Annotated in this window: 37 protein-coding genes and 1 pseudogene; 4 read left to right on the top strand and 34 right to left on the bottom strand. The window is 47.0% G+C overall.

Features of this window, described 5'->3' with window-relative positions:
• Position 1 precedes the first annotated feature (1 nt).
• The gene (locus HP568_RS23205) at positions 2-1,144 is read right to left on the bottom strand and encodes a sensor histidine kinase (protein ID WP_048034802.1); all 1,143 of its coding nucleotides are present in this window, start codon (positions 1,142-1,144) and stop codon (positions 2-4) included.
• A 147-nt stretch (positions 1,145-1,291) separates the two neighbouring features.
• A pseudogene (locus tag HP568_RS23200) lies at positions 1,292-1,713 on the bottom strand (BclA C-terminal domain-containing protein); the annotation flags it as partial.
• Here HP568_RS23200 and HP568_RS29900 point away from each other — a divergent pair.
• The 4 genes from HP568_RS29900 to HP568_RS23185 all read left to right on the top strand — a co-directional run bounded on the left by HP568_RS29900 (position 1,604) and on the right by HP568_RS23185 (position 3,972).
• Positions 1,604-2,077 (top strand): hypothetical protein, encoded by a 474-nt coding sequence (locus tag HP568_RS29900; RefSeq protein WP_254551445.1) that lies wholly within the window; start codon positions 1,604-1,606, stop codon positions 2,075-2,077. The pseudogene HP568_RS23200 and the gene HP568_RS29900 overlap by 110 nt on opposite strands.
• Complete coding sequence (locus HP568_RS29895) at positions 2,020-2,340, top strand: tetratricopeptide repeat protein (protein WP_254551443.1); 321 nt, start codon at positions 2,020-2,022, stop codon at positions 2,338-2,340. The genes HP568_RS29900 and HP568_RS29895 overlap by 58 nt, the downstream gene beginning before the upstream one ends.
• Positions 2,341-2,439: 99 nt before the next feature.
• On the top strand, positions 2,440-2,925 hold the full coding sequence (locus HP568_RS29890) for a hypothetical protein (RefSeq protein WP_254551441.1): 486 nt from the start codon (positions 2,440-2,442) through the stop codon (positions 2,923-2,925).
• A gap of 543 nt (positions 2,926-3,468) precedes the next feature.
• A complete protein-coding gene (locus HP568_RS23185) occupies positions 3,469-3,972 on the top strand; it encodes a S4 domain-containing protein (protein ID WP_173630352.1) in 504 nt (167 codons plus the stop codon).
• A gap of 46 nt (positions 3,973-4,018) precedes the next feature.
• Here HP568_RS23185 and HP568_RS23180 read toward each other — a convergent pair whose 3' ends face one another.
• The 32 genes from HP568_RS23180 to HP568_RS23030 all read right to left on the bottom strand — a co-directional run.
• Positions 4,019-4,855, bottom strand: coding sequence for an N-acetylmuramoyl-L-alanine amidase (locus HP568_RS23180; RefSeq protein WP_173630351.1), 837 nt, complete (start codon positions 4,853-4,855; stop codon positions 4,019-4,021).
• Positions 4,856-4,861: 6 nt separating this feature from the next.
• Positions 4,862-5,317 (bottom strand): phage holin family protein, encoded by a 456-nt coding sequence (locus HP568_RS23175; protein WP_173630350.1) that lies wholly within the window; start codon positions 5,315-5,317, stop codon positions 4,862-4,864.
• Positions 5,318-5,440: 123 nt separating this feature from the next.
• Positions 5,441-5,578, bottom strand: coding sequence for an XkdX family protein (locus tag HP568_RS23170; protein ID WP_173630349.1), 138 nt, complete (start codon positions 5,576-5,578; stop codon positions 5,441-5,443).
• A 1-nt stretch (position 5,579) separates the two neighbouring features.
• The gene (locus HP568_RS23165; RefSeq protein ID WP_173630348.1) at positions 5,580-5,930 is read right to left on the bottom strand and encodes a hypothetical protein; all 351 of its coding nucleotides are present in this window, start codon (positions 5,928-5,930) and stop codon (positions 5,580-5,582) included.
• Between the two features lie 14 nt (positions 5,931-5,944).
• Positions 5,945-7,573: a carbohydrate binding domain-containing protein gene (locus HP568_RS23160; RefSeq protein ID WP_173630347.1), complete on the bottom strand. Its 1,629-nt coding sequence runs from the start codon at positions 7,571-7,573 to the stop codon at positions 5,945-5,947.
• A gap of 1 nt (position 7,574) precedes the next feature.
• Positions 7,575-7,874 carry a hypothetical protein gene (locus HP568_RS23155; protein ID WP_173630346.1) on the bottom strand — a complete coding sequence of 100 codons (300 nt, stop codon included), beginning with the start codon at positions 7,872-7,874 and terminating at the stop codon, positions 7,575-7,577.
• Entirely contained in the window at positions 7,868-8,395 is a 528-nt protein-coding gene (locus HP568_RS23150; protein ID WP_254551439.1) for a hypothetical protein, read from the bottom strand. Before HP568_RS23150 ends, HP568_RS23155 begins: the two co-directional genes overlap by 7 nt.
• Before the next feature lie 20 nt (positions 8,396-8,415).
• Positions 8,416-9,231, bottom strand: a complete 816-nt coding sequence (locus HP568_RS23145; RefSeq protein ID WP_173630344.1) for a baseplate J/gp47 family protein — start codon at positions 9,229-9,231, stop codon at positions 8,416-8,418.
• A complete protein-coding gene (locus HP568_RS23140) occupies positions 9,219-9,653 on the bottom strand; it encodes a DUF2634 domain-containing protein (protein WP_173630343.1) in 435 nt (144 codons plus the stop codon). The genes HP568_RS23145 and HP568_RS23140 overlap by 13 nt, the downstream gene beginning before the upstream one ends.
• A complete protein-coding gene (locus HP568_RS23135; protein ID WP_173630342.1) occupies positions 9,653-9,901 on the bottom strand; it encodes a hypothetical protein in 249 nt (82 codons plus the stop codon). Before HP568_RS23135 ends, HP568_RS23140 begins: the two co-directional genes overlap by 1 nt.
• A gap of 3 nt (positions 9,902-9,904) precedes the next feature.
• On the bottom strand, positions 9,905-10,858 hold the full coding sequence (locus tag HP568_RS23130) for an XkdQ/YqbQ family protein (RefSeq protein ID WP_173630341.1): 954 nt from the start codon (positions 10,856-10,858) through the stop codon (positions 9,905-9,907).
• A gap of 15 nt (positions 10,859-10,873) precedes the next feature.
• Entirely contained in the window at positions 10,874-11,464 is a 591-nt protein-coding gene (locus tag HP568_RS23125) for a hypothetical protein (protein ID WP_173630340.1), read from the bottom strand.
• Entirely contained in the window at positions 11,461-13,932 is a 2,472-nt protein-coding gene (locus HP568_RS23120; RefSeq protein ID WP_254551437.1) for a phage tail tape measure protein, read from the bottom strand. The genes HP568_RS23125 and HP568_RS23120 overlap by 4 nt, the downstream gene beginning before the upstream one ends.
• A gap of 228 nt (positions 13,933-14,160) precedes the next feature.
• Positions 14,161-14,547 carry a phage tail assembly chaperone gene (locus HP568_RS23115; protein WP_173630339.1) on the bottom strand — a complete coding sequence of 129 codons (387 nt, stop codon included), beginning with the start codon at positions 14,545-14,547 and terminating at the stop codon, positions 14,161-14,163.
• 14 nt (positions 14,548-14,561) lie between these two features.
• The gene (locus HP568_RS23110; RefSeq protein ID WP_007723453.1) at positions 14,562-15,014 is read right to left on the bottom strand and encodes a hypothetical protein; all 453 of its coding nucleotides are present in this window, start codon (positions 15,012-15,014) and stop codon (positions 14,562-14,564) included.
• Positions 15,014-16,351 (bottom strand): phage tail sheath subtilisin-like domain-containing protein, encoded by a 1,338-nt coding sequence (locus tag HP568_RS23105; RefSeq protein ID WP_173630338.1) that lies wholly within the window; start codon positions 16,349-16,351, stop codon positions 15,014-15,016. Before HP568_RS23105 ends, HP568_RS23110 begins: the two co-directional genes overlap by 1 nt.
• A gap of 2 nt (positions 16,352-16,353) precedes the next feature.
• Positions 16,354-16,545: a hypothetical protein gene (locus HP568_RS23100; protein ID WP_016741308.1), complete on the bottom strand. Its 192-nt coding sequence runs from the start codon at positions 16,543-16,545 to the stop codon at positions 16,354-16,356.
• On the bottom strand, positions 16,545-17,042 hold the full coding sequence (locus HP568_RS23095) for a hypothetical protein (protein ID WP_309142237.1): 498 nt from the start codon (positions 17,040-17,042) through the stop codon (positions 16,545-16,547). Before HP568_RS23095 ends, HP568_RS23100 begins: the two co-directional genes overlap by 1 nt.
• A 16-nt stretch (positions 17,043-17,058) precedes the next feature.
• On the bottom strand, positions 17,059-17,184 hold the full coding sequence (locus HP568_RS30085) for a hypothetical protein (RefSeq protein WP_256434952.1): 126 nt from the start codon (positions 17,182-17,184) through the stop codon (positions 17,059-17,061).
• 232 nt (positions 17,185-17,416) lie between these two features.
• Positions 17,417-18,070 (bottom strand): hypothetical protein, encoded by a 654-nt coding sequence (locus HP568_RS23090; protein ID WP_048034817.1) that lies wholly within the window; start codon positions 18,068-18,070, stop codon positions 17,417-17,419.
• Between the two features lie 250 nt (positions 18,071-18,320).
• Positions 18,321-18,515, bottom strand: a complete 195-nt coding sequence (locus HP568_RS23085) for a hypothetical protein (RefSeq protein ID WP_007723468.1) — start codon at positions 18,513-18,515, stop codon at positions 18,321-18,323.
• On the bottom strand, positions 18,512-18,739 hold the full coding sequence (locus HP568_RS23080) for a hypothetical protein (RefSeq protein ID WP_048034818.1): 228 nt from the start codon (positions 18,737-18,739) through the stop codon (positions 18,512-18,514). Before HP568_RS23080 ends, HP568_RS23085 begins: the two co-directional genes overlap by 4 nt.
• Positions 18,685-19,023 carry an RNA polymerase sigma factor gene (locus tag HP568_RS23075; RefSeq protein ID WP_048034819.1) on the bottom strand — a complete coding sequence of 113 codons (339 nt, stop codon included), beginning with the start codon at positions 19,021-19,023 and terminating at the stop codon, positions 18,685-18,687. Before HP568_RS23075 ends, HP568_RS23080 begins: the two co-directional genes overlap by 55 nt.
• 401 nt (positions 19,024-19,424) lie before the next feature.
• A complete protein-coding gene (locus HP568_RS23070; protein ID WP_048034820.1) occupies positions 19,425-19,901 on the bottom strand; it encodes a DinB family protein in 477 nt (158 codons plus the stop codon).
• 28 nt (positions 19,902-19,929) lie between these two features.
• The gene (locus HP568_RS23065) at positions 19,930-20,487 is read right to left on the bottom strand and encodes a DNA-3-methyladenine glycosylase I (RefSeq protein WP_173630337.1); all 558 of its coding nucleotides are present in this window, start codon (positions 20,485-20,487) and stop codon (positions 19,930-19,932) included.
• Between the two features lie 123 nt (positions 20,488-20,610).
• A complete protein-coding gene (map, locus tag HP568_RS23060; RefSeq protein WP_173630336.1) occupies positions 20,611-21,354 on the bottom strand; it encodes a type I methionyl aminopeptidase in 744 nt (247 codons plus the stop codon).
• 133 nt (positions 21,355-21,487) lie between these two features.
• Positions 21,488-22,303, bottom strand: a complete 816-nt coding sequence (locus tag HP568_RS23055) for an alpha/beta fold hydrolase (protein ID WP_113732288.1) — start codon at positions 22,301-22,303, stop codon at positions 21,488-21,490.
• A 94-nt stretch (positions 22,304-22,397) separates the two neighbouring features.
• Positions 22,398-22,727 (bottom strand): DUF2085 domain-containing protein, encoded by a 330-nt coding sequence (locus tag HP568_RS23050; RefSeq protein WP_173630335.1) that lies wholly within the window; start codon positions 22,725-22,727, stop codon positions 22,398-22,400.
• 8 nt (positions 22,728-22,735) lie between these two features.
• Complete coding sequence (locus HP568_RS23045; protein WP_254551435.1) at positions 22,736-22,966, bottom strand: hypothetical protein; 231 nt, start codon at positions 22,964-22,966, stop codon at positions 22,736-22,738.
• A 104-nt stretch (positions 22,967-23,070) separates the two neighbouring features.
• On the bottom strand, positions 23,071-24,594 hold the full coding sequence (locus HP568_RS23040) for a YcdB/YcdC domain-containing protein (protein WP_173630333.1): 1,524 nt from the start codon (positions 24,592-24,594) through the stop codon (positions 23,071-23,073).
• A gap of 70 nt (positions 24,595-24,664) precedes the next feature.
• On the bottom strand, positions 24,665-25,540 hold the full coding sequence (locus HP568_RS23035) for a PepSY domain-containing protein (protein ID WP_173630332.1): 876 nt from the start codon (positions 25,538-25,540) through the stop codon (positions 24,665-24,667).
• A gap of 12 nt (positions 25,541-25,552) precedes the next feature.
• Positions 25,553-26,231, bottom strand: a 679-nt coding sequence (locus HP568_RS23030) for a sensor histidine kinase (protein WP_173630331.1), incomplete at its 5' end; no start/stop codon positions are given.

The following is a 26,231-nucleotide window of genomic DNA, read 5'->3' as shown; positions in this document are numbered from 1 at the left end:
GTTAGATAGGATGGCTCATCGACATCGAGCCACTTTTACATGTGTCACAGGGCTTGAATTGCATGGAAAATTTCGTCAACTGATCAGTAGACTCGCATGTGATCGTTCCCCCATGCCGCTCAATAATTTCTTTGCAGACGTATAAGCCAATTCCAGTACCGAGCTCCTTCGTCGTGAAAAACGGTTCAAAAATAACCGAGAGCAGGTCAGGTGGAATTGGCGATCCATTGTTGGAAACCGTAATCAAGGACCTGTCAGGCGTTTGGGACACCTCAATGACAATCTCCTTATCGCCTGTTTTTTTATGTAACGCATCCAGTGCATTGGAAATGATGTTGATAAACACCTGCTTCATCTCATCCTTGTAGCCTTTTAGTTGAAAGGTAGGATCGATACTGCATTTGATATCCACATTCACGTCAACGATATTCGGATAGAGGAAGGAAAGAATCTCATCGAATAACTCCCAAACGCTAAAAACCTCCATTTGTTTATAAACCGCTCCCTTTTTCGAGACCAGCAAAAACTGGGAAACCCGGTAATTCAATTGCCGCAGCTCATTTTCAATAATCTCTACGTAAGGGAGATTCGGATAATCTTCTTTTAACAAACGAGAGAATCCCATAATGGAAGTAAGTGGATTTCGGAATTCGTGGACGAAGCTCGATGCCATTTGCCCCAGGATCGTGAGCCTGTCTTTGTGAGAACGCTCGATAAATAGCTTCTTCTCTTCCAAATCGTCGTCCTTGAGATCGGTGTATTTAAAAACAGCGTGTACCAAAAATACATCAAAGCATTCGTTTATTTTTAATAAGGCAGGCATCAAAACGGCAGGCGTAAACGGACCTTTTTGGAGAAGATCGATAACCATTTCCCGGCCCATGCACACGTTGGATACAAAATCGCCAATGTTGGTCTCTGCCCGGTTTCGTTCATATGCGACCTTGTAAGCCAATTCTTTAATATCCTCAAGAGTGATTTCCGAACGAAAATATTCAATAACCATACGATACAGTGCTTGGCCATTCAGATGGATCAATCCCTTGTATTGATCACCGTCCGAAACCGCAATTCGTCGCTTGAATTCTTTTACGATCATTGCCTCGTGCTCGTCCAAATATACTGCCAAGTCATCCATCGGCATCTATCCCCACTCCGAATAATAGGCAAATCCCCTTCCAATCTATTATACTATCATCACCGTTAATTAACTAAATATTTTTACTACTTTAATAAAAAAGAATAGGAAAGGGAAAAGAAGCTACTTATTATCGTAGCTCCTTTTTGCCTACTACGCGCTTATTTTTATAATTGTCAAGGTCGCTCCAGCCCCTGTCAGAAGGGTAGCTGTTCCCAATAATCCGAACAGTTGCAGCGTGATTGTGGCTCCAGCGGTGAGATGATCGTTGGCGTGTAATGCGTCCCATTTAGCAAGATCCTCGAGCTAACCAGTAAAGCAACCGTCGTATTGATGGAATACGAAATCAAGTAGTTCCCTGCCGAAGGAACCGTAAATACCGTATTTGGGGCATTCACCGTAATGCCACCTGCTAACACCTGGTTGTTCGGTAGAGGGATATTCGTTCCTCCTAGGACTATGGATATGAGTGATCCTGAGGTATTGGCCCCGAAGGCGTTGATGTTGGTGAAGACTGTACCTGTCGATTCGATGGAACCGGTTTCTCCTGTGGCTCCGGTATCTCCCGTTGCTCCGGGAGTGCTTCGTCAGGCTGTAAGTGCGAGCAAAGGCGACGCTTTTTTTATGAAATTGATCCATTACACTGGTTCGCAAAAGCAGCAAGCTTTGCGCAACTTGAGGCTCTTACGTCACGAAAGAAAGCAATCCAAACAAGACCCGTGGTGCGATTACCATCTCGCAAACGAATTTTTTCGCGCTAAACAATTAGAGCATGCATTTACACTGGTGAATCAAGCAATGAAAGGCTTCTTGACCACCAAACAACCTCCTCCGTCGATTTGCTACAAGCTGAAATTCGATATTCTTTTCAACATAGCAGTATGCTCGGAGCATGGCCGGGAATTGCACGAGCTATTCAAATCTACCCCAATTACGTAGACCTTCATTTTTACAAAGGCGTTTTCCTTATGGAGCATGGTCTGTATGCCGAGGCGGTAAAAGCTTTCGAGTACTGCTTGGAGATCGGGGACACTCAGTGGGAGCATTTTAGTGAACAAGGAATGGGAAGCTTTTACGCTTTTCACTTTTTGGGACGATACATGGAGCGCATGGGGAAGGCACATGAATCCCTTGTCTACGATTTCACAGCGAGCTCCATACATGCTTCGTACTTCGCACAAAAGCGAGAGGTGGTGCTATGAGCGTGAAAACGCGCGTGCTAATCGGAAGTCCAGTTTGTCAGAAACCAGATGTTCTCCGGATGTTTTTGTTTTCGTTAGAAAGGCTATTCAAGTTCAAGCTTGACGTTGCACTATTTGTTCGTAGATGACAATAACGATCCGCTTTCGAGCAAAATGCTTCAAAACTTTGCAGATAAACACACGGGACAGGTCGACATTATCCCCGCTGCTGGCAGCCTCCATCCTTACACATGCGATGAGGCGACCCATTCCTGGAGCGACGCGCTCGTTTGGAAGGTCGCTGGATTCAAGGACGAAATGATCGCCCACGCCAAACACTACGATTACGATGCCCTCTTCCTCATCGATTCGGATTTGCTTCTCCAGCCAACCACTTTGGAAGTTTTGCTCGCCTCTGAAAAAGAGATCATATCTGAAATCTTCTGGACGAGCTGGACACCAGATACCTTCCCTGTCCCTCAGGTGTGGCTCAAAGATGAATACACCCAATTCGAATGCGCTCGCAATGAACAAATTTCCTTAGAAGAGCAATACCTGCGGAAGTACGCTTTCTACGGACAACTCCGTGCCCCCTGGGGTATATGAGGTAGGTGGTTTAGGGGGTTGCCCTCATCCGCAGAAAAGCGCTGCAAGCTGGCGTCAGCTTTAAGCAAATACCAAATCTGAGCTTCCGGGGAGAGGAACGTCATTTCTGCATTCGGGCTCAGGCTTTGGGCTTGTCCCTTTTTGGATGAAGCAAATCTACGGCTCCGCTCCTTTACGCGTGAAAACCACACGCCCTCCTGTGGTCAACAATACGATCCCCCTTGGAAACTAACCCATTATATGGTATGCTGGTGCCACGTCTATTTGGATGGAAAGGTACGGTAACTACGTATGCCAACAACTACTTTGTAATGGCCTAAAAAACTGGATAGCTTGCCCTTCGGAAAACAAACGGTTTTTCGCACAGGAGCAGTCTGCCCTTTTTTCCCATTACAAAGGAACGTAACGAAATCTGTAGGTAAGATCCTATCGGAGGTTCGCTATGGGGAATCTCCGTTTTTTTGTGTCCAAAAAATGACCTGGCCTACAGGACATCCAAATAGCAAGTGCGTTCCTTTCACTTTTTACACGAGGTGAAGGACCATGCATACCATCGAGCATACGTGGGTTTTACGTGAAAATCATGAAAATCAGCCAGTGCGGCGATATTGCAGCAATTGCGGGCGAACCGTTCTCTTTTTCGATACAAACGTCCGGCGCCACAACGCAAATGGCAAAAACATCTATCGCTTCGCTATCTATAAATGTGAAAAAAATCATACGTGGAACGAAAAGCTGGCCATCTACAAAGCCTTTACAGATCATCGGGAGGTACCAGATACGGAGTTCAGCGAAGAAATCTCGCCGCTCCCTCCTCTCCCCTTGCATGAATACCAGGAAAAAGGCGTTCAGGAAGTGACGATTCGGATTGAGAGCGCAGAGGCTCGCTTCCGACTCGACAAACTTCTGTCTGAACAAATAGAAGGCTGGAGCCGCAGCCAGATTGTCCGCAAAATCAAGGACGGTCACATTCGCCTGAATGAGCAGCAAACGAAGCCAAGCGCTGTCTTGAGTGCAGCGGATATCATTCAGATTTCCATTGAGTAAAAGTATGTAATGGGAAAAGTCGCAGACGGAATCTGCGGCTTTTCTTTTATTTCTTCAATACGACCGCTTTTCTCGGCTCGTCCCACTCCACTTGCAATCCAAGCAAGTCAGCCAGCTCTCTTGTTTTCGCAAAAGTAGTTCCCTGGTCGTTTACATAGGAGATTTCCTGTCCGTTCACAGTCACTTTTTGCGTGGAAGGCTCCCATTCCACTGCTCCACCCACTGCCTCCGCAATCATTCGGATGGGTACATAGGATACATCATCGATTAGTTTCCCAGTGGAAGTAAGTGTCAGTTCAACCGCGCACTTATCCACATCAGGCTGTGGTTTTTGTGGATAAGCTGTGAGAAACCTGTGGACATCCTGTTGAAACTTTGCCCATGCGTCCTTCGCTGACATTCCCGTATAATTTTGCGCGGTCGTATTGACGACAAAAAAGGCCGGGCAGTTTTTCCCCGTAATGTCGTAATGACGCCACAGGTGCTCGACTCCCCAGCCATGTCGTTTCAAGATATCCGCGGTCAGTGCCACCGTTTGCTCGTACATTTTCGCAAAGCTTCCATCTGCATTGACGCACATTTCAATCCCAATCGTGCAGTTGTTCGGATAGTTGCTCAATTTGGTCAAGGCGGCCTGTGAATAAGTTTTCGCCCCGACGTGGTAGCCCATCTCGTCCTCAGGCAGACAGCGAATGATTTGTTTGTCATCCACGATGTAGTGGGCGCTCGCTACTGTCGTTGGTCTGTTGAAGTAGTTTCGGTTTGCGACGGCATTTGCACCGCTGCGTTCGTTGGCCGTCCAGTGGATGACGACTCCTTTTGGGACGATCTTCTTTTTGGGGCGGGAATTTACGTTGGTCAAAAGCATCTCGGTGATTTTCATTGTTTATTAGGACTCCTTTCGTTTGGCTCGCTCAGCCTTTGCCTTGATTTCGGCACTGACTAATCTCTCGATAGATTTGGGCATCGGCCAGCCTGCGCGGTGGGCATTTGCGGTCAGGCTTGTCCACGTGTGGTAGATGAGGCCAGAGGTGACGCCGTAGAACAAGAAGCCTGGGGTGCCCATGACGCGGTCCAGGAGATTGGCTACGGCTGGTAGGGCCATGAGGAACAGGGTGCGGGGAATTCGGGAGAGGCCGTAGTCGGAGGAGTAGGATTGGTCTTTTTTGGCGGCGGAGATGCCTGTGATCCAGTCGAGGAGGATTAGGAAAAAGAGGACGATGAGGATGTCTTGGCGGTTGGTGCCATATAGATAGTGAAAGGCAGGCGACACGATTGCACCCGCTGTTGTCGCCCAGGCGTTTGCTGGGGTTGCGATGCTTTCTAAGGTGTGTAGGGGTTTCATGGTGTGTCTCCTCCTTTGGCTTACATAGCAAAAAAGGCCTCGCTTAAAACGAAGCCTTTTATTATTCTCGTGAACAATAGTGTCATAACAAAGAAAAAGCGCCCTTTCATATAAAAAGAGTGCTTAGGCCTTGTATGATTGTCCAGTGATTGTTTTAAACTCTTCTGCAGTGATCTTGCCGAAGGACACCACCTGTTTGAGCTGATCATCGGTTACCCAACCGCGGGTATAGTAGTACTGCCATTTTTGATAATCAGTCATTTTACAGTCCTCCTTGGGTCAATCTTCGTTCAAGATCAGCAATAAATTGGCTTAGCTCCTTGTTTTCGTTCAGTAATTGCAGGATCTGAAGCTCTTTTTCTACAATTTGTTGCCCGATGATTTCAGGCTCAGAAGGAGGTCGTGGTGGGTTCTTTATCTCGTCAATCTCTTGCTGAGACAGACCTTCTTCCCACTGTCCAGAGTTCCATTTTGCCTTGAACAATCCATCTGTTGGTTTAATTAAAACCAGGTCTTTTGGAAATTGATCAGTTGGTAAAAAATTTCCGTCAATCAATATCGGCTCAATGAAATAACCATCCTTGTCAATTCTGTACACTTGTATTTGCTTCATTTATCTTTCCCTCCTCACATACGCTTAGCTCGGAAACATGCTCCAGTGAGAACTACACGTATCCCACCCATTGGTATCGTGGTATTTGCATTAAAATGTAGTGACATGTCACCACTTCTGCCATCAATGAGGATGAATCCTAAATGAAGTTTCTCGGAGCTACTCAACTCTGTTATTACCACTGGTACCCTAGTCGCTATTATACTTTGCGGACGGTGAGAAGCCATTAGCGTAGCCATTACACTTCCTTGCGCAGGTGTATAAGATAAAGTAAGCTCCCCCATTAGCAAAACAAATCCAGCAGTACTGTTATTGTCCGCAATTAATGCGGAACTTGCGGCTTCATAAGTATTGGAGGTTGACCATCCGTTTTTGGGGGTTAACTCCCACTGAATAGTGTTAGAAAAAGATGTTGCATACGGCTCAATTTTATCTAGTTTCTTCTTATCGCCGCTACTCATAAACCCATGTATGGAATCAGTAGCTAAATGCGTCCCCATGTTATCTGCTCTCATTACTTCGCTATTAAGGAATTTGAACGAGCGATCTCCTGCGTTAGCTGATAGGATCAGATTCGACCCATTTTGTGATAAAACATCAAATCTATTTGAGTGGACATAGAGCGCCGTACGTTGATTTACGGATTCCGAGATTTTCGTTCCATTCGTAAGGTTCACTTCTGGAGCCAAGACGAATCCGAGATCACCCTCGGCGCTATATGGCGTCGGTTTTACCCCTGCTTCTAGCTTGATTTTGCGCCATGCAGCATTTGTAAGTGTTGTGCTTGGATTAATAGCGAGAATTACTTTTACTTTTACAGTAAGTGGTGGCGTTGTTGCTGTAAAGAAATAAAATGACCACTTTCTACCATTTTGCGCTGTTACATTCTTACTATTAATTAGTGTACCATCGGACTTGTAATACTGTACTTCTAAATAAATTGCGCCGGAAGTTATGCCGATTGTCTGCATTTCTCCTGACAATGAAATCGGGGTATTTTCCTTCAAATCAATAAAGTCGCTGCTCAAATAGGGATGCTCGTTAGCAGCGGCACCAACTCTTGCTGCGAAATAATCCCCTTCACCCTCGCTTCCTTTAACCACAGAAATCTTTTTCCCGCTTTGATCAGACCAACCTAAAAGTCCAAAACGACCTGTAGAGTTTTTCAATAGGTTTGGATTGTTTTGAATCTCCGGATTGCCTTGATGAAATACTTGTTGATTGTTAATCAATACCTTGCCAGCACCATTGGTTAAGAGATTGATGCCGCCATCAACTTTTTCGTTTGCCAGTGTGAAATCAATCGTTGAGTTATTTGGAAAACCTATATGAGCCTCTCTCTTTGATGGATTGTCTTTGTCCGGGTAAAATTGCAAAAACACATGATCATCAGGTGCAAATGCTTTAATAGATGGATGCCCATAAAAAATAGGCCGAATGGTATTTACTTTCTCATCCAAACTCTTATGAGCACTTTCGATACCGTCCTCCATATGGTTAAGCCGAACCTCATCTACTGGCGTACCTGCTATTTGGTTCCATGCGGGTAGTATCTTGGCTGTACCATCCGTGTTTTGTGTAATCGTGTATGTGTTTGGACGATCAACCAATCGATTAACATGCTGCTGTTTGTTGTAAACCACTCTATCCACCTACTTTCCAGTTCACTTCTATGGGAATGCTGATTGCTATTTCTTTTTCCGGTTTTGCTATATTCACGTTATCCTGCCAAACCACCTCGCCATGAAGATCTTTTACTATACGCTTCGTGATAAGACCCGCTTGTTTTGCCTGAATCCGAACGAGAATCGTTATTTTACTCGTACCTTGACGTGTCTTTTCTAAGGTGGCAGGGAACAAATTACCATCGATTTCGACCTCTGCTTGATGGAAAATCGATTCCAAGGCATTCGTTTGTTGCTTGAGAGCGTAATCTGTTAACATAAATCGTTCTCACCTCCCGCATAAAAAGCCCCACAATCTAGAGTAGTACTCTCGTAAGTCTGATAGGTTCCCAGTTTGAACTCTAGACGTCCACTTCGTCTTATGACGATTCTCTCTCTGTTAACATGAATAGGGCGCATCTGTTCAAACATATCGTGAAGCATGATTAAATCGATTGGTAGCTGAAGTGAAAATTCAAATTCAATTTCTTTTTTCGAAAAGTCTTCTGTCACGGAAATTAAATCACCGACTGTTTGTCCCAATGATCGAAGTATTGGCATCGTAAATGGGAGTCTTCCCCAGTGTTTTCTTTGAATGTTCTTTCTCCGATCATCAACAGGCATCAGTTGCTTGTTCCCGAAATAAATCCAATCCCATACATCTAATCCCCAGATTGCTGTCAGGGGTAAAAACTGTTGCTCAACGTCTGTACGTTTTTGAGAATGGGCGTCTATAGCGCTCATTGCACCCTCAAAATGAAGTTCAGCGACTTTATTCTCATACCACTGCTGCGGTAACATGCTTCGGTATCTTTCTGGGATCATACAGTTACCACCAAAGACAGTGTAGAGACAGAATCAGATGGTACGGTTAGGTTTGCTTTCTCACCGTTTAACGTGTATTCAGTGAAATCACTAACACCATCCACGAAAAACAGTGCCCCTAACTGTTGATACACAATAAGAGAACGCCCTTTAAGGTACGCTTTAATTTGTGTTGTGATTTGCTCCTTCACTTTTGTAACCTCCACTTCTGGCCGTACAACCAGACGAACTGAAATAGAGATTGGGAAAACCTTCGCAGGGAAGACGTTTAGGTCATGAAGAGCCTTTCGATTATCCTCTAGTTTTGTTCGTACTTGCTGTACTAACTCTTTAGATGCTGGCTGACCACTCAAGTCCGTAATGTAAATATCAATCGAATTGTCGTGACGCGCTTTCTCAACAGCTACAGCCCCTCCAACCCCCTCAGTGTTACGTGCCCACCGTTCGTAGTCAGCACGCCTTCCGTCCCCTTCTTCTGTGCGAGCTCTGTCTATCAAACGTTGTCTGTACGAAGCGTCAACTTCATCTTTATGTCTCAAAAGTCCGAAGAAAACTCCATTTGCGTCAAGATACTCCCCTTCGGCCCATGGCAGAAATCGCTGTAAAAAGCCATATTCAAATAACTGTTGCTGTTCACTGATCTCTTCCGCTAATGGATAAAGCAAATCGTAAAACAGTTCACCTTCTTCTGTCGCAGGTGGAGTTTCACCACGCTCTTTTGCAATGATCGCCATACGATTAGCTATTCGCTGATAAATCTGCTCAGGCGTCTCCCGAAGTATCGGCATCTCAGGCTTCTCTAACGTTGCCATGCATCCACCTCCATTCTCGTCGATCCACGCATCCCGGCAATCTCCACATGCAAAATAACCCGATTCCCCTCGTAATGGATATCGAGCACCTCCGCATGCTCAATCTCACTGTGCGCCTCCAACGCTTCTTGAACCTGTGCCTTAATCACGGACAAGGACAGCGCAGACCGCATTCGCCCTTTGTCGGCCAGAAAATCCACGCCATACCGCTCCGAGTAGATCGCATAACGGAACCGCCGTGTATGGAGGATCTTTTTCACCGTCTCCTCCAAGTACTCAACATACGTCTTGGTGCGCAAATATCTTCCGTCTGGTCCCTGCTTCAGCTGCTTCGTTTCCCAATCGAACCGATATGTCCATGGAATCGGCAATTCGGTTCCTAGCGCCAATATCTCTTCTGTCCCTTGCAACTGCGGAAACATCATTCCACCACCCCAAGCAGGAGGTATTGTTCGTTGTTGCAACGCAACAGGGCTACTTTTTGGCCCACATCCTCTGGCTTTAATTGGGCAGATCGTAATGCCGACAGCTCATACGGCTCCAATGGCGTCGGGTCCTCGTCCAGCTTTACAGACAAGGGTGACAGCGACAAAAGCTTGCCGAACTCCCCTTGCGTGTTCTCGATGCCGTCCTGTGAGTACCCTCTCAGTTTTGCAATAATGGAATGCATCCCTCACGTCCTCCTTTCCAATTGGAGATCCATTGTGTATTGACCGCCATGCCAACGCGCTTGGCAGCTAGTGACGATCCAATCCGTGATGGTTTTATTGTCTTTTTCCATGATTTTGATGAGCCACCCAGCACGCAGCCGCGCTGCATTTTCATCTTCGTGCCTAACCGATATCGAGCGTGTCTTGGGGATTTTTGACAACTCTGCAAGCTGCTTGCCTGCCATTCCAGCTACGTTTTTGTCCTCACCTGCGTCGATGACTTTTTGCATGCGCCCGATTTGTTTGACCAGACTATCATTTGATTTCGTTGCACTGCTCACAACCCGATCATCTCGGTAGCGTTCTACGGTCACGACGGTGTAAACTTCTTCAATACTTTCGCCCGTCGAACTGCTTGCGAGTAAACTGGCCTTGAACATCGGGATGATACTGTTTTTCCCCTCGGGCAGTACCATCAGCTTGTCGCGCTGGTATTGTACGAAATAGCGGATGCCTGTCTTTTCATAAGCTTGCTCGGTCAGCGAAGTAAAGAGAGACGTGTATGATTGGGATGGGATTCTCTCCTTAATCGTGAAACCAAAGGGAGGGCAGCTAAAATTGATACCTGCCGACTTGATGATTCGTGCAAGCTCTGTCCCTGCGTCCCCGTCCAGCTTGAGTCTGGAGATTTCGTTTTTTTGCAAATACCAGCCCAACTCGTATGCTGTGGCGGATAGATCGCCCGTCCGATCGTCTCGGTCGAAACGAACGAGCGGACCATGGAAAAGCTGTTGGGATTCTTTTAGCTCTGCACCCGTAAAGAGCATCAAAAAACCCGCCGATTGCAACGGCGGGCCTTCCTTGATTCTCACATCACAATTTTGAGCGATTTGTCCCCTGGCCGAGGACCAGGACAGCTCGGTAACGGCCGGGGTCAGGTCATAGCGGGTCTGTTCTTTTCCGTAAATGACTTTCATTTCGTCTGCCCTCCGTTACATCCTGTTTTCTCTTTCTAGCTTTTCGTGAATCTCTCTTTTCCTATCTTCCAACTTTTTGCTGTCTATCCGTGGAGCCGCTTGCTGCTTCTGTGTCTTCTTTGCTACCTTCCCGCTTGTATTCGGACGAGCTGGCTGCTGTTTTGTAATGACCGCCCCCGGGGATAGAAGCTGTGTCTGATTGCTCCACGTAATGAATTCGTCTTTGACAAACAGCGGAAGCTCAATTGAGCCGTGAAAATCGACATTTTTCCCATGAAATTTGCCGTCACATGGCCCGATGAGCACATTCCACGCCAGATCAAGTTCGTCTATAGTCAAAAGTGCTTCGGAGCCCGTTAAGCGATCCAATCCAGCAAGCCACTGTCTGGGCCCTTGATAGCCCTGCACCTCGACATAGGGAGCCGTACTGTCTCCGGGTAAGATGAAGTCAAAAGAGATAGACTTTGGGCGTCTGGAAGAGATCCGATTGCCGGACAATAACGTGATTGATGTCGTGCTTTCGATGTCGTTGCCGTAGCCGCGAAACTGGATCTCTGCAGGTGTGACTGGAAATGTCAGCCTATATTTTCCTTGCAAGCGGATCATGTCGTTACTCCTCCCCTCGTCTCTAGTGCATCCAGCAGCGAGCGTTCGATGATGTCTTTGATGCGTTGAGCGACAGATGGGTCAGTAAGCATTTTCAGCATGGTCGGGATATCCTGTAGCATGCCTTGTACATGTAAAGGTATCGAGATTTGTGGAATAGTGATAGAGACAGGCTGCGATTTTACTGGATCGTTGCTTACAGGTGAGAGATTGGGAATAGGAGGACCTGCTGGTATTGGTGGTTGCATCGTCGCAGATTGTGCAGGAGTATTGCCCTGCCACCACGACTTGATCCCGTCGTATAATGCTCCACCCACAAACGATCCCCCCATACCTCCAATCACCCCACCTACAACACCACCAATTGCTGTACCAATACCAGGTAACACCGAACCAATAGCTGCTCCAGTAGCCGCTCCCGCTGCTGCCCCTCCCCAGCCACCAAGCGCTTCTGCTCCCACTTGTGCTGCAGTATCCAGCTTGTTTTCTGAACCTGCAATAGCAGTTACACCTAGTAAAGTTCCTAAAAGAGGCACCCTTCTAAGTCCCCCTTTGAGCATGCTTTTCCAGCCGCCTCTACTTGCAGCTTTGCCGGTCTCCGCTAGATTGCCGGCTCTATCTGGACCAGGTTGGTTACCTGCTGAAGACGTAGCTGGGGCGCTGTTCTTGCTTTTTCCGTCTGTTTTGGCGATTTCTCGTTGGGAACCACCAATAAGAGTATCAGGTGTGTGTCCTGCTGTAGAAGCAGTTGGAGAAGCGTTTCGGCGCTTGCGGTCAGCTTTGGCCCCTTCTTCTGGCGCACCTCCAGTATCCGAACTAGGCTTATTGCCTCTTTGAGAGCTATCTGAAGCACCTTTTTTCTTAGATTTATATTTAAAAGAAGGTCTCAGTGTTGTCTTGCCATCACAACAGCAGCAGCCTTTGTTCCCACCTGCCCCCAAATTGCCTTTTTTAGGGGCAAGCGATGCGTTCTCGTTGGAAGAAGATTTCTCTTTTTTTCTGCTGAAAAAATCTCGTGTTGTAGTCAATAGACCTTTCATGGCCGTAACTGTACTGGCAAGCATGACACCAAGCGTAGAAAGTGCTGCAAAAGCGCCACCAACATAAACTGCAGCTAGCCTTGCCTCTGGGGACCAAGTGTTAAACCAGTTAAAGAATCCCGCGGTCACATTCGAAATCGTTACAGCTACTCCAGATAAATCACTAGCAATCTGTGTGACCGCGTCCATTGCTGCATTTTTCGCTGTGTTTTGCGCTTGCATCATCTTCATGAACTCATTCTCATTGACAGCGGCATCATAAGCCAACTGCGCCTCCGATGCATTCACTTTCGAACCAGTCGCACCTGTAGCAATTTTCTTTATTTCTTCCAAGCTGGACGATAACTCTCCTCCACTCCCTCCCAAAGCCGTCATTATATCTTGTTGTTTAGTTGGATTTTTCGGGTCATCCTTCATCAAAGATGTGGTTGTCAGTACTTTTGCTAAGGCAATGTTCTGAGCGTCTTTATCTCCAGTCGATAGAGCTGTTGTTAACCTTTTCGCTTCTTCTTCCGCTCTGGTCTTTGCTTCTTCCGCACTCATACCTTGGTTTACATATTCACTCTGGAATTGGCTAGTCAATGCGCCTTTAGCCGTTAACTGCTTCAACGCACCTTCGCGCAGAATACTAAATGACTTTGTATCATTCAAAACCTTCCCCATGGCCTCAAAACTCGTCGCCATTTGTTCAGGTGTTTTGAGAAAATTGCCTTTTTGAGCATTCAGTTCCGCCATCGCCTCTACGAACTTGAGGTTGACACTCGCCCCACCATTATTGCTCATATGCTGAAGCGCATTCGCCAGATTTTCTGCATTTTGTGTTTGAGTAGATGCCCCCATCGCGGCCATCATTTTCACGGTGTCCTCTGGAGCAAATTTGGTCGTAACATTGAGCAGTGCTGCTTGCTTGGCATATTGTGCACCATTGTCAGCATTGGCCAGCTCACCTTTGGAAATAAGATCCATTGCCTTAGAAAGGCTCATGTACGGATTGAGCGTGGTCATTTGTTTTGCAGTCTCTTCAAATTTCCTGATTTTATCTTCGGATTTCCCGCTGGCAGCATACAACGCACGCTCTCTAGCGACTAACTTTGCTTCGTCTGTTACTGACGCCATACTAGTTCCCAAGGCTACCCCAGTAACCAAGCCTCCGAGCCCGACAAGCTCCTTTTTCACTTCGCCCAGCTTGCTCATCATGTCCTTGAACTCAATCTTTGGCTTCGCTGTCATCTTGTCCAGTTTCTGTGTTTCCTCACGCAGCTTCCGCATATCCTGCTGCATCTGCGACATACCATCCGAAAACTCTCTCGCCATCTTGTGCATCTCTTTACTGGTTTCGCCCATGGCCTTCGTGAGCTTTTCGGTTTCCTTGACCATATTGGTCATTTCCTGACGAGCTGCTTTTAATTTCGCTTTTTCAGTTGCCATTCTTTCACCCCCTGTCCTCCCCTGATGTGTCTACATCCGCAAAACCGAGAAAAAGCCGGGAGACCTACCCCCCAGCCCTTTCCTCGTCCTCCGCCTCAATCATCTGACAAGCAAAAACAAACAGCTTCTGCTTGTACAAATCGACTTCGTACTCGAGTAGATCCGACGGGCGGCCTCTGCCTTTTAGAAAAGCGCGGCAAATATGCCAGGCCTCGCCGTCAGATCGGATTAGTTTTTTGCTTCTTCAATGGCTTCTTCTTCTGTCTGGGTTGCATTGACTACACGGACAGCATTGAGCAGCTTGGTGTAGCCTTCCGGATTGTCGCGGAAAATTTTCTCGACGAGCTCGTACTTAGTGCCCACCTTGTACGCTTTCTTCAGCTCTTCCTGATTCCAAGGGAAATCGTGCTCAGTGGCCTTCACTAAACGAGCATCGTTGTACAGGAACCAATCCGTTTTCTCGCCTTTGTCAGCCATACGTTCGCAATCGCGCAGCTCAGACAAATTCAATTGGCGAACCTTCCACTCGTCACCGTCGATGGTTACAGTGATTTCTTTTCGGGAAGCTTGTTCATTGGCTTTGGCCAAAAATTTCTCGAGTTTTTTTTTGTTCATAGTCAAGCACTCTCCTATTCCGTGTAGGTTGGTAATTCATCGAGGTAGTCCGGCTTTTCGATGGACATCCCTTTCAGGTCGTAGGTCGCGTGATCGTTGCCATCTGCTTTTGCTTCCCACAGCGTAATTTCGTCTGGGTTCAGCACGATGTTGGAAATGCGGACGCGTTCGGAGTTGCCCGCTTCCTTGTCCAGCGTCTCGCCGATCAGGAATGGGAGGACTGGGGTCTTGCCTTGCGTCAATTGATCGACGCAGTAGTATTTCAACGCAGCGTTGGTTGCGGTAATTTTCAATGTCACTTCTACATGCCAGTCGTTGACGGTCTGGATTTTTCCTTTTTGCAGACGATTCGTATCGCCGTACTCCACCTTGAGGACCATTTTGCCTTCCAGGGTACCGAAGATTGGGTCTCCGTTTTCATCGTAAATTTGGCAGTTCTTCAGTTTAATATCGCGTGCAATAGCCATTACAGCACCTCCCAGTCAATGTCAAAGTATTCGATGGCATCAAGCGGCTTCGCAGACAAGAGGAAGCCACGGCGATCCCCAATGCCGTTCTTTTGATCCGTAAACGTCCATCCCGTATCAATCGCGCCTTGCTGCTCGCGGACGGTCATGTACGCGTTGACGGCAGAGACAAACACCGCGCCGCCCAAATCGTTGTTAGCGAGCTTACCTTTGTATTTCTTGCCGACTTGGCTGATGTCGTTGACAATCTGATCCAGCGTCATGCTGACACGAATTTTTCCGTAGTCCTCGCGCTCATGCGTGCCTAGCACCGCCAGCGTATTGACGGCGCTCTCGATGATGTACACATCTCCGTCTCGGGTTGCGATCAGCGTACCAGAGCCCAGTGCACTCAAAATATCGGTGTGGCCCCAATCCTTGAGCGCTTTTTTCAATGGAACGACGACGGCCGTCAGTGATTCATGCGCAGGTGTCGCTGCGATCATGCCTGCTACCCATGCGGCCCACTCGAGGCTACCGTATACTTTTCCGTTGTTGTGCTGACCAGCGATAGCACTATTGACGACAAAACGGGCATTTTGCGCCACAGAGCGTTCGATGTGCTTCGCCATGTTCTCGTCTTCCGCCGCTTTGCCACCGATCACCAGCGTGCTGAGCTTCTTGTTTTGCGTGCGACGATCGCTCATGAATTGTTTCGCTGCCGCTTGTACAGCCGCATCGTCAAAAGGCAGATACATTGTGTCAAAATCAGCACCAGACACAGCCATGAACAGCTTGGTCGAGTCAGCTTGGGTAAGCGCTACTGTGCCACTTTTCGCTCCTGTCAGAGCTGTTTCTGGCATGATTGTTACGGCAGTCTCCCCCAGCTTTTTCACTCGTACATAATTGGATTGGCTCGTCTTTGCTGCCAGCTCATTCGCATCCGCAAACGAAAACTTCTCGGTTTGCAGCGGGCCTGTTACCTGGAGTTCTTTTTTACCTAGCTCAGATGTCGAGGCTGTGATGACAACCTTCAATTCGTTACCTACCAAACCCGGATACAGAGCCTCGACCCTGATTGCATCAGCCTGCTCATACGCTGCTTTTGTGGCTGTGCCATTCGTCATGCGGTACGCAAGAATCGTTGCGCCGCCTTCTGCTGCCAGCTCCACGGTATCGACCTTGCCAAACGTTTGCGCTAGTCGCTCCTCAAAGCTCCCCAGCTTGACGAGCTCATCTGGCGCACCCCACTCTGCTTGATACGGCACCAGTACGACACCGCTCTTCGGTACTACACGTTCTTTTGCTTTTGCGATCAGTTCGACCGTTACACCCGGACGTTCACGTTGAATGGTCATGCTTACACCCCGCCTTTGTATTTGGTCAGTCGGCTCTTTACTTGTCCTTCTGCCAGTAGTTGATCATCTGCTTCAGAAAAAAGAGCACCTGCTACCTCGAACCGTTCGGCTCCAAGGTAAGCGGCGCTCTTGATCCACTCTTGTTTGGTTTGCACAAGCTCTGGAGCCTGTGCTTGTTGTTCTTTTCGTGCCACTATGATCGGACCCCCTCTACATCAAATTCGTTGATTTTGTCTGTGGCCGCTCTCTGCACCGCCACGTTGTAGGTGAACTGGAACGCGATTTCCGTCCGGTCCTTTTTGTCCCGCCAAATACGCAAGGTGGAACTGTCGATCTCGATGGACAATCCAGACGTCTTGCCTTGATAGCTAAATTGCCTTTGGCGAAGATGCTCACGCAGCGGCTCAACTGAAAGCGGCTGATAGATACCCTCTACCTTTGGATAGTGGAGGACGATGGCTGCTTCTGAGACCACCTGATAGGAAGTGAGGCTTCTTCCTTCTTCACGGACCCCTTGTGTTAAAAGAAACGCGATAGGCGGCTGGAATCGCTGCGCCATCCAGTCGTCCACGTTCACAACAGTAGCCAGCTCTGGATATGCTTCATTCATCAGTTCAATGAGAACGGCTAGCTCACGATCCATCCAGCTTCCACCTCCCATACTTGCGGTATTCTCTTCTGTCTTCGTCACATGTCTCTTCCCCCCACTACTTCACTTCATTTGGCAAGGCATCCACGGCAAACACCCGCCGAGCAGGGAGCGAGTAGCCTTTTGGCTTCGAACTCGCAACATCGTGTGGCACCAATCGCCGTTTTCCCCGCTCGCCGGACATTTGAGTCGGCGGCGTACATAAAAAGCCACCCGATAGCTACATCGGATGGCTCGTATCTCTCTTACTTGTTTCGCTTGACTCAAGTATAACCGATCTGGAGGAAAAACCGGGAAAATGACCCGATGTGTCAGGAAGTGTCAACCTTTGTCAGTTTCAACATACTTGTGAAAATGAAAAGAAGCTGTCATCATCAGACAGCTTCTCGTCTATCGAGCTGGGCTCTGTTTTTTTATTATCCAGTCTGCTGAACCTGATCGCCATACATCGCCCACGCCATCTTCATGACGGCACTGCGCTTGATTTCATAATACCGCTGACGGGACACACCGATTTCTTTGGCAATCAGATTGTTCTTATCGCCATCCAGCAAAGCTTCGACTACCAAGCGTTCCTGCTCCCCCGGAATCGTCTCGACCGCTTTGTTGATCCGCTCGATTTTATCCTGCAAACTTTGCAGCCTCTTCCACTTTCGTTCCCGGCGTGCAACCTCCGCATGCGTCCTATCTCCTGTGGTGCCCTTTCCTTTTGGCAAGCCTGCATCCAATCCGTACTGAGAGACCATCCCTTCCCCCGCCTCGCGCAAAAAACGCTGGATACGAACGATCTCGATCTGCATGTAATTGTAGTCGCGGATTTCTTCCTCGGCCTTTTGCAGGAAATCTACGATGGGTGCTTTCTCATTCAGCCGGACGAAGCCTTCTTTTCTAGCACATACTGTCTTTTGCTGCCCTTTTGCCTCTTGATCCCGCATGTACTTGTCCCACTCCGGGCAAGAATCGATTTTTCCTACGTGCTTATCATGAACCTGGCAATGTGATTTCTTTCCCCAGCACGTTGCCGGACACACCTCGCATACTGCTTCCATGAAAACATCTTTGCTGATCAAGGCACTATTCCCCCTCGGTCATATATATGAAGTCCGGATGATTGCTTAACGGTTTTCGTTGACTCTTGCGCCTTTTCTTAATCTTTGAGACAAACCGATCTGTCCGATAATGACTCCGATCAATAAGACAACTGCTCCGATTAATGCTGCTTCTATCATTTCGTACGTATCTCCTTTGCATCGTCATTTTCTTGTATAATGAAAGGGGGGAAAGTGGATACTCACCAGTTGTATTCTTTGCCCCAAGCAATTAATGGGGATTCCGATCGTCAGTCGGAGTCTCCTTTTTTTCCAGTTGCTCTTTCTTTTTCTCTTTGTTTGCCTTTAATTGCAGATTGAACAGATTATTGATCCGAATCTGCAAATCTACCTGCTTAAACGTGACGATTAAAGCAAGGAAGCACACGACAACCGCGAGAACCTGAACGTAATCAATCGTCATCATAGCATCACTTCTCCACTGCGGATCGCTTCGAGCATCGCGGTTTTCATTTCTTGCATACTCTCTTCGCGAGGTTGTTTGATAAAGGAAGCAAGGTACTCCATGTCAGGAAGCAGATAGTCGAGGATGGTCAATACGGCCCGATTATCCCCTGACTGTGCTTTTTGGAGGGTCAGGCTGAACGAGTCAGCTTCTCGGCCAATTGGCGCAAATATTTGTTTTTGCATTTACTCACTCCTTGTCTGGTCATATTCAGTTTTTTGGCTACCTGTTCTTCTGTCATTCCTTGAATGACGACTTGCTTGATAATGATCCGGGCTTTTTCCGGGAGTTGCATCAACACCTCCTGAACGTACAGGTCCGACAGGTTGTCCTCGATTTCTTCCGTTCCCCGCATCCCCTCTGTGATCACCGTCTCCCTGTACAAGCGCTTCTTGGCGGCGTACTGCAATCGCCAAGCAATCCTCTTGAGCACTTTTCTGCAATGCTCTTTCAACTGCTCATCTGTCATATGCTTCACCTTCTGTCGTTTCCGAACATCCAATTGCAAAATAGGAACACTCGTTCTCTTTGTAGTACAAGTATCTCATACTATGGTAATAAGTTCAAGTTCTTTCCACCAGATTTTCGGAAATGATTTTTCCAGTTGACCCACTGCATAAATCTCAAAGAACACATCAAAAAACACGATCCCAAATGGAGATCGTGCCTGTGTAGAAGTATTACATTATCCTTACACAACTGATGTCCCTATTCTACAAAAGTACATCATTCTCATACTTTTTGAGTTTTATCTGCCCATCACGCAAGAAACACGTTAAATGAAGAAGGAGCTATTAAAAATAAAAAAGCAAGCCCCTCTCGCATTCACAACAGGAAGAGCTAGCTTGCTTTTCTATCTTTCGCACTCTTTTAATCCCAAATATTCGGACGTTCCACACCCATCGTTCGCATATAATCTAGCAGTTGACCGGTATGTACTGACTCATGATAGGCGATTCGCAGCAGCATGTCTCCAAGCGTGCGGACATAGCCTACATCAGATCGATCGATGCGGACACTCTCCAGATCACTCTTGGACAGCCCTCTGACGAAGCGGAGAAATTCTTCTCGATACGGCTTCGTAAAGGCCAAATCTTCTTCTACGGTCGAAAACTCTTTGGTTTCATACGGATTGGGGATGTCAGACAGGGCGGCGCTTCCCCGTTGGATCAAAATTTGGTGATACAAAAACTCACCCTCGATGACATGGCGAATCATTTCCCCGCACGTGAACGCTTTATCGTCAGGCTTCCAGTTCAGCATTTCTTTGGGAATTGCCTTCCAAACTTTGATGCTTCTACGTCTTACTTCCTCAAAGTTTAAGATTAAGAGATCATTCTCGTTCATGCCATTCATCCCTCCCCGTAAGCTCGTCCTAGTTTTTTTGATAGAGATCACATGTCGCTACGTGATCATTGACCATACCGGCTGCTTGCATATAGGCGTAGCAAATGGTTGAACCGACAAATGTAAAACCGCGCTTTTTCAGGTCCTTGCTCATCTTGTCGCTGATTTCGGTAGAAGCAGGCACATCCTTCATTTCCTGAAAATGATTATGAATCGGCTTCCCACCAACAAACGACCAAATATAGCTGCTAAAGGACCCAAACTCCTCCACAACCCGCAAATACGCGTGGGCGTTCTTCACGACGCCGCGAATCTTCAGCCTGTTTCGAACGATGCCTTCGTCTGTCAGCAATTGCTCGATCTTGGCTTCATCGTATTGAACGATTTTATCTGCTTCAAAGTTATCAAACGCTCTTCGATAATTTTCCCGCTTTTTCAAGATCGTGTACCAGCTCAGTCCGGCCTGTGCGCCTTCCAAATTCAAATATTCAAAGAGCAACCGATCTTCATACACAGGAACTCCCCACTCGTGATCGTGATAATCCATATAGATAGGGTCCTGATTCACCCAGCCGCACCGATTCATGGAAAGAAGCCTCCTCTATGTAATGCGAACATATATTCTTATATAAAGAATATACAATCATTGGGTATTCTGCAAGTTTTTCTTCACAAAAAAAGACCTCATCCATCTGAGGTCTCTCTGCAATCAAGCTGTTAAAATAATTGGCTTCCCCTTCGTTACAACGATGGTGTGCTCGTATTGAGCTACGTAACTCTTATCAGGCGTAATGAGCGCCCAACCGTCCCTGCCATCATCCACATATTCCGTCCCCGTTGAAATGAATGTTTCAACTGCCAACACGAGACCTTCTGTGAGCAAGCGTCTATCCTTTTTGTCATAGTAATTTAAAATGTAAGCAGGCTCTTCATGCAAGCTTTTGCCGATGCCATGACCCGTAAGGTTTTTGACGACTGTAAAGCCCTTTTTCCTGGCTTCCTGGTGAACAATCCGACCAATCTGGCTTAGCTTCGATCCCGCCTTTGCCGCATCCAATGCCTTGTACAGCGACTCCTCGGCGCATTGACATAAGGATTGCTTCTCAGGCTCGCCTTCCCCTACCACAATAGAAGCACCTGTATCGGCAAAATATCCATCCAGCTCTGCCGAGACATCAATATTGATGATATCGCCATTTTTCAGGACAGTTTCATCAGGGATACCATGCGCAACAATGTGATTGACACTGATGCACGTATGCCCAGGAAAATCATAGGTGATATTCGGTGCAGACCGCGCTCCGTACTTTGCCAAGATCTCTCCGCCAATCTGGTCGAGCTCTTTTGTTGTCACGCCTGCTCGCACGGCCCTTATCATCGTCTCTCTTGCCTCTGACACAATACTACCAATCCGCTTCAAGCACAGCAAATCATGTTCATTTTGAATCGACATGTGTTTCCCTCCTTTTTGCATATATCAGTGTTTACCCGCCATTTTTTCATTTGAACATTTTTCTTCACCAATCGCAACCACAGAAAAAACAAAGAACCCCAGAAGCATCCTCTGCGGTTCTTATCTTACGAAGCTATGCTGGATTCAATGCATACATTCCTTGCGCTATGGTCGACTGTTTTTGAATAAACCCGATGGAAATTCGGTTAAATTCTTCTGGCTGATCGACATTGACGACATGACCACAGTCAGCGACTAGACTCAACTGTGCAAATTGTCTTTTTTTCACACGCATCTGGACGAACGGCAAAAACATATGGTCTTCGTCACCCATAATGAACAAGGTAGGGATGGGAGGCTCTTTATCAAAGAGGGTTCCTAGGAAGCCATTAATGCCTTTTGTCAGCTTAAACCATCTCTTGAATTCTTTTTGACAAAGCTTTTTGGCTTCGCGGATAAACAAGGAGCGCGATTCTTTATGACGCTTGCTCGGCATGATCACCCATGCAAACAGTCGATACAGCCACATGTACGGGATGAAATGCTTGACCATATTCCCCAATGTGATCAGTACCTGCGACCGCACGTTCATGTGCGTCACTGCTCCTGCCAAAACCATAGAGCGCATTCTCTCCGGGGCCTGCTCCGAAATAATCTGCACGATGATCGTTCCCAAGGAAATCCCCACAAAATGGGTGGAAGTGATTTTTAAATGATCCAAAACCTCAATGATATCTCTGCTGACATCATCAAAGGTATATGTTTTGAACAGCTTGCCTGGGATGTTCTTAGATTTTCCGTGACCACGCATATCTACTAGAAGAACATTGAAATTCTCTTTGTATGCCTTCAGTTGTTTATACCAAATCGATGAGCTGCCCCCTGCCCCATGGACAAAAGTCACCCATTCGCAATCTTCACCACGTATGTATGTCTTATAATGGATCACTAATATCCCCCCACCAGTATTATATAGGAGGGATGTCCCAGGTGAAAGGATTACCATAAAATTGAAATTTTTGTGTACATAGAGTCAGCTCGGTTCACTTCAGTTTCTCTACCAAAAACCAAACGACATTGGAAATGAGTAAAGACTGACCAATTCCAAAACTGAGCCCTGTGAAAAAGCGCAGCTTGTTATTGCTTGTCCGCCACTTCCATTGTTGGGTATAGCCATCAATGAGCATTGGCAATAACAGGAATCCAATCAAATAGTAAGAGGTCACGATATGCATCCCTACAAAAACAGGCGCCAGCAGGTATCCAGCTAGGATCGAAACACATCTGGCACATAGCGGCATTTTTTTACCCACTATATAAAAGGAACGATCTGGGCGCCGATGACATGGTATCCACTGCAAATTGATCTTCATCCACTCCCTCAATGTGAGCAATCTGGCTTGCAATCGCAATCGGGTGTATTGCAATCTGGAACCAGACAATCAATGGGAAGATAGTTGCAATCCGGCGAACAATTTTTACGCTTTTTCCGGTTTGTTGAATAATAGAGGATCATGCTAATCAATACAAGCAGACCAAGTATAATCAAGACTGCTCCTGTTACATAAACCCCTTGATACAGAAATACGCCTCCCGCTATCCATGCGATCATGCAAAGCGTTAATCCAACAAAAAACAGATACATCCTCTCCCTTCATTTCTTTCTACGTCAAAGAGTATCTGCAGTTTCACTGGGCTGTATGATCGCAAGCAAAATCATCTGCCTGGCAGGCTTGTCATTGCATCGAAATATTTATAACGCTTTGTACATGTATATTTGAGCCGATAAACCGGGAACGGAACAGGAGCTTTTTCTCTTCTATTTGAATCTCTATTCTCCACTTGTACATATTCCAGTTCCATGTCAAACAGGCGTAAGAAGCTCTCCGCTACCCTCCGAGTAGAAACAACAGAGGCGGGATCGGGAATCTCCTTGTTTTTTCGGGCATCGTGCTTGTAAAAACCCGTTACCTGGCCTGTCCAAGGATTGACTTTTACTGTGTAGACTCTATTTGTGAGTACGATTCCTTGTCGGCGCTCATAGAAGTAATAGGTATTTCCGGTACCACGTAAAAAACACAGTTCATAATAGTGAAGCTCGGTAATTCCCCGCTCGATGTATTTCTCCAAAAACCTCTTTGCAATTTGCAACGCATCGTGCTCCGAAAGCCGTGGCGCTATATATTCTATTTTTTGGTTAACCGTAAAGGCAAGCAGCTCGTTAGTCGTTCGATTGAGTGTAACCCATACAACATCAGGATCGTAAACAGTTTCAGCCTCCTCATCTTCTGGTAATGGCCAGAAATAATGGATAGTAGAAGGCCAACCAGGTTCCCGCGCTTCGGCAACGAATCTGAAATATCCGCTCATTGGATTGAAAGTTTCCCCATCCTCATTCGGAGTCACAAGTGTTTCTCTTTTCATCCCTGGATGAGTCAAATCTATTTGAAAATGTTCCTTTACCCACACCTCAATCTCCTGCAAGTTTGCGAAAACAAGAGGTTCCCCTTGGGCTATGATTGGGATGACCTCTGAGTGTTTTTCTACAAGCCGTCTTCCCCCTGTGACCGTCTTTGCTATTTGTCCTGTCTTTGCATGAATGACAACATAGTCCAGCGCTGCCTCATCAGGGATATACTTGAGCTTCCCTTCTTCCTGTTCATCGTATATGAGCATCATGTTTTTCTCCAATAAAGCAACGTACGCTTGTTTTGCCTCCTCCTTTGTTATCACTTCTGGCTTGGGAGGCTTATGTTTGCGATCAAAATCGTGAAATCCGCAGTACTGTATGTCTACCAAATTTCCCGACTCGTCTAAAGCTATTCTCAAAAACACATCTGAATGCGGAATTCCATGAAAAAAATAACGATAATATAGCTCCCATTGCTTTCTCACGCTACACTCTCTCAATGTTGCTACATGGTCTCTTACCATTTCGTTCAGATGATCTCCGTATAATTTTTCCGCTACTCCTATGGCCCGCTCCGTCGCTGACTCGGCATCGATTGGTTCGCCAGAAGGTAACCATTCTCGATCTTTTTTATCCAAGTCGAAATCCGTCACATAACCAGTTTCTTTGTCTATCTCCAGTTCTGTATGGTTATGACCTACTCTGATCTCCCAAGTACTCCACTTATCGCGCGTTTTGATTCGCTGCTGAGACAATTCAAGCATACCGGGAAACATCGCAAAACATCTCTCCATCGTCTCCCGAACTGCTTCTGTCGGATATGTAATCATCTCTTTCCCTCCCGAACGAAAAAACCGTCAATGCAGACACTGACGGCTTTCTCTATTTAAACACTAGATCTTAATCATCATCACCATCATCCAGGTCATCATCGTCGGTGTCGATGTTGCTCGAGTCATCACTTGAAGATGAATCCGCCGGAGCACTGCCATTTTTATCAGCCGGTATCAGATCATCATCGTCATCATCATCGGTAGAGCTATTGTCGATGGTGGTCGTCGAAAGTACTTTTCCAGTAATGGCATGTATGCGTACATCTACCGTTTTGGAGTCTTTTATCGTAATCACCCGATAGACTGCTCCACTCTTTGTCTCGATTAAATCAACATCATCGATCTTGCCGCCGCTTGTTCTTTCCGTCGCAATCTGTTTCGCTTGATGTTCGGTAATTTTGGTCTGTGGCTGCGCTGGCGGATTCGAGCTTTGATTCGGCTTAGGCTGCTGCTTTGTTGGAGTTTGGGTTGTAGCTGGCTGTTGTTTTCCTGGCGCAACAGTCCCCACCGTCCCCGTACCTGCTGGCTTGGTCGCGTTGCCCGAAGCATCCTTCCCTCCGTTATTCGGTTGTGGCGCTGTACTGGCTGTCGGATTCGAACCCAGCTGCGTTGGATTCGTCGCCGTTTCATTTGCCTTCGGCTGCGCAGTGGCTGCGACCAAGGAGAGCTCCTTCAAATCAATAATTTCGCCCGTATGTGCATTCACCATCACACTATACGTTCCGCGCTCATTGAGGAGTTGGAGATTGTAAATGCTGTTTTTTCCTACATCCGTCATGGAAATCGATTCAATCTTCCCCGGGTAGCGGGCCGTCACGATCTGTTTGACTTCCTCCGCTGACAATGACTGCAAATCCATGCTCGCGAAGATCCGTTGCATGCCAAATGCCGTAGTGACCAGCAGAAAACTCGCCAGCAGCCCTATTTTCCATTTTTTATTCATGCGTACCTCCTGCTATTTCTTAGCCTGCCCCGGCAGAAAAACGGTCACGAGCGTCCATTTCCCTTCTTCGCTATCCAGTGCAATATCGCCTTGATGGGCATCAACGATCTGTTTGGCAATGGAAAGACCGAGTCCTACGCCCCCTGTTTCGCGGCTGCGGGCTTTGTCTACACGGAAGAAGCGATCAAAAACATGCTGCAAATCTTCCTTGGGAATCCCCATTCCGTAATCCTTTACCGAGAAATAAGGACGGTCCCCTTGAAGCCCCACCCCAACCTCGATTTCATTGGAGCTGTACTTCATCGCATTGTCGAGTAAAACGACGAGCACTTGTTTTAGTTTTTGTTCATCGGCTATGACGAGAACCGATTCGTGGTTTGCGCCCAGTTGAAAGGATCTGCCATACGCATTGGTCAATTGAGCAATGGTCGTTTGGCACATCGGAATCAAGTCGATTTCTTTGACATCCAGATTCCATTCGGCGCTGTTGTTTGCGAGAAGGAGCATTTGATTGGTCATATCCTTCATACGCACGGCTTCTGAATAGATTGCTTCCACCGACTCTGTCAGAACCTCCGGCTTTTTCGTCCCCCAGCGCTTCAATAGCTTCGCATAGCTTTCTACTACGGTCAGCGGCGTTTTCAATTCATGGGAAGCATCTGAGACGAACTGCTGCTGCTTCTCGAAGTTT

It is taken from the genome of Brevibacillus sp. MS2.2, from assembly GCF_013284345.1.
Lineage (GTDB): Bacteria > Bacillota > Bacilli > Brevibacillales > Brevibacillaceae > Brevibacillus > Brevibacillus brevis_C.
The sequence above is the reverse complement of the archived record's forward strand: the minus strand, read 5'-3'. Positions and strand labels throughout refer to the sequence as shown.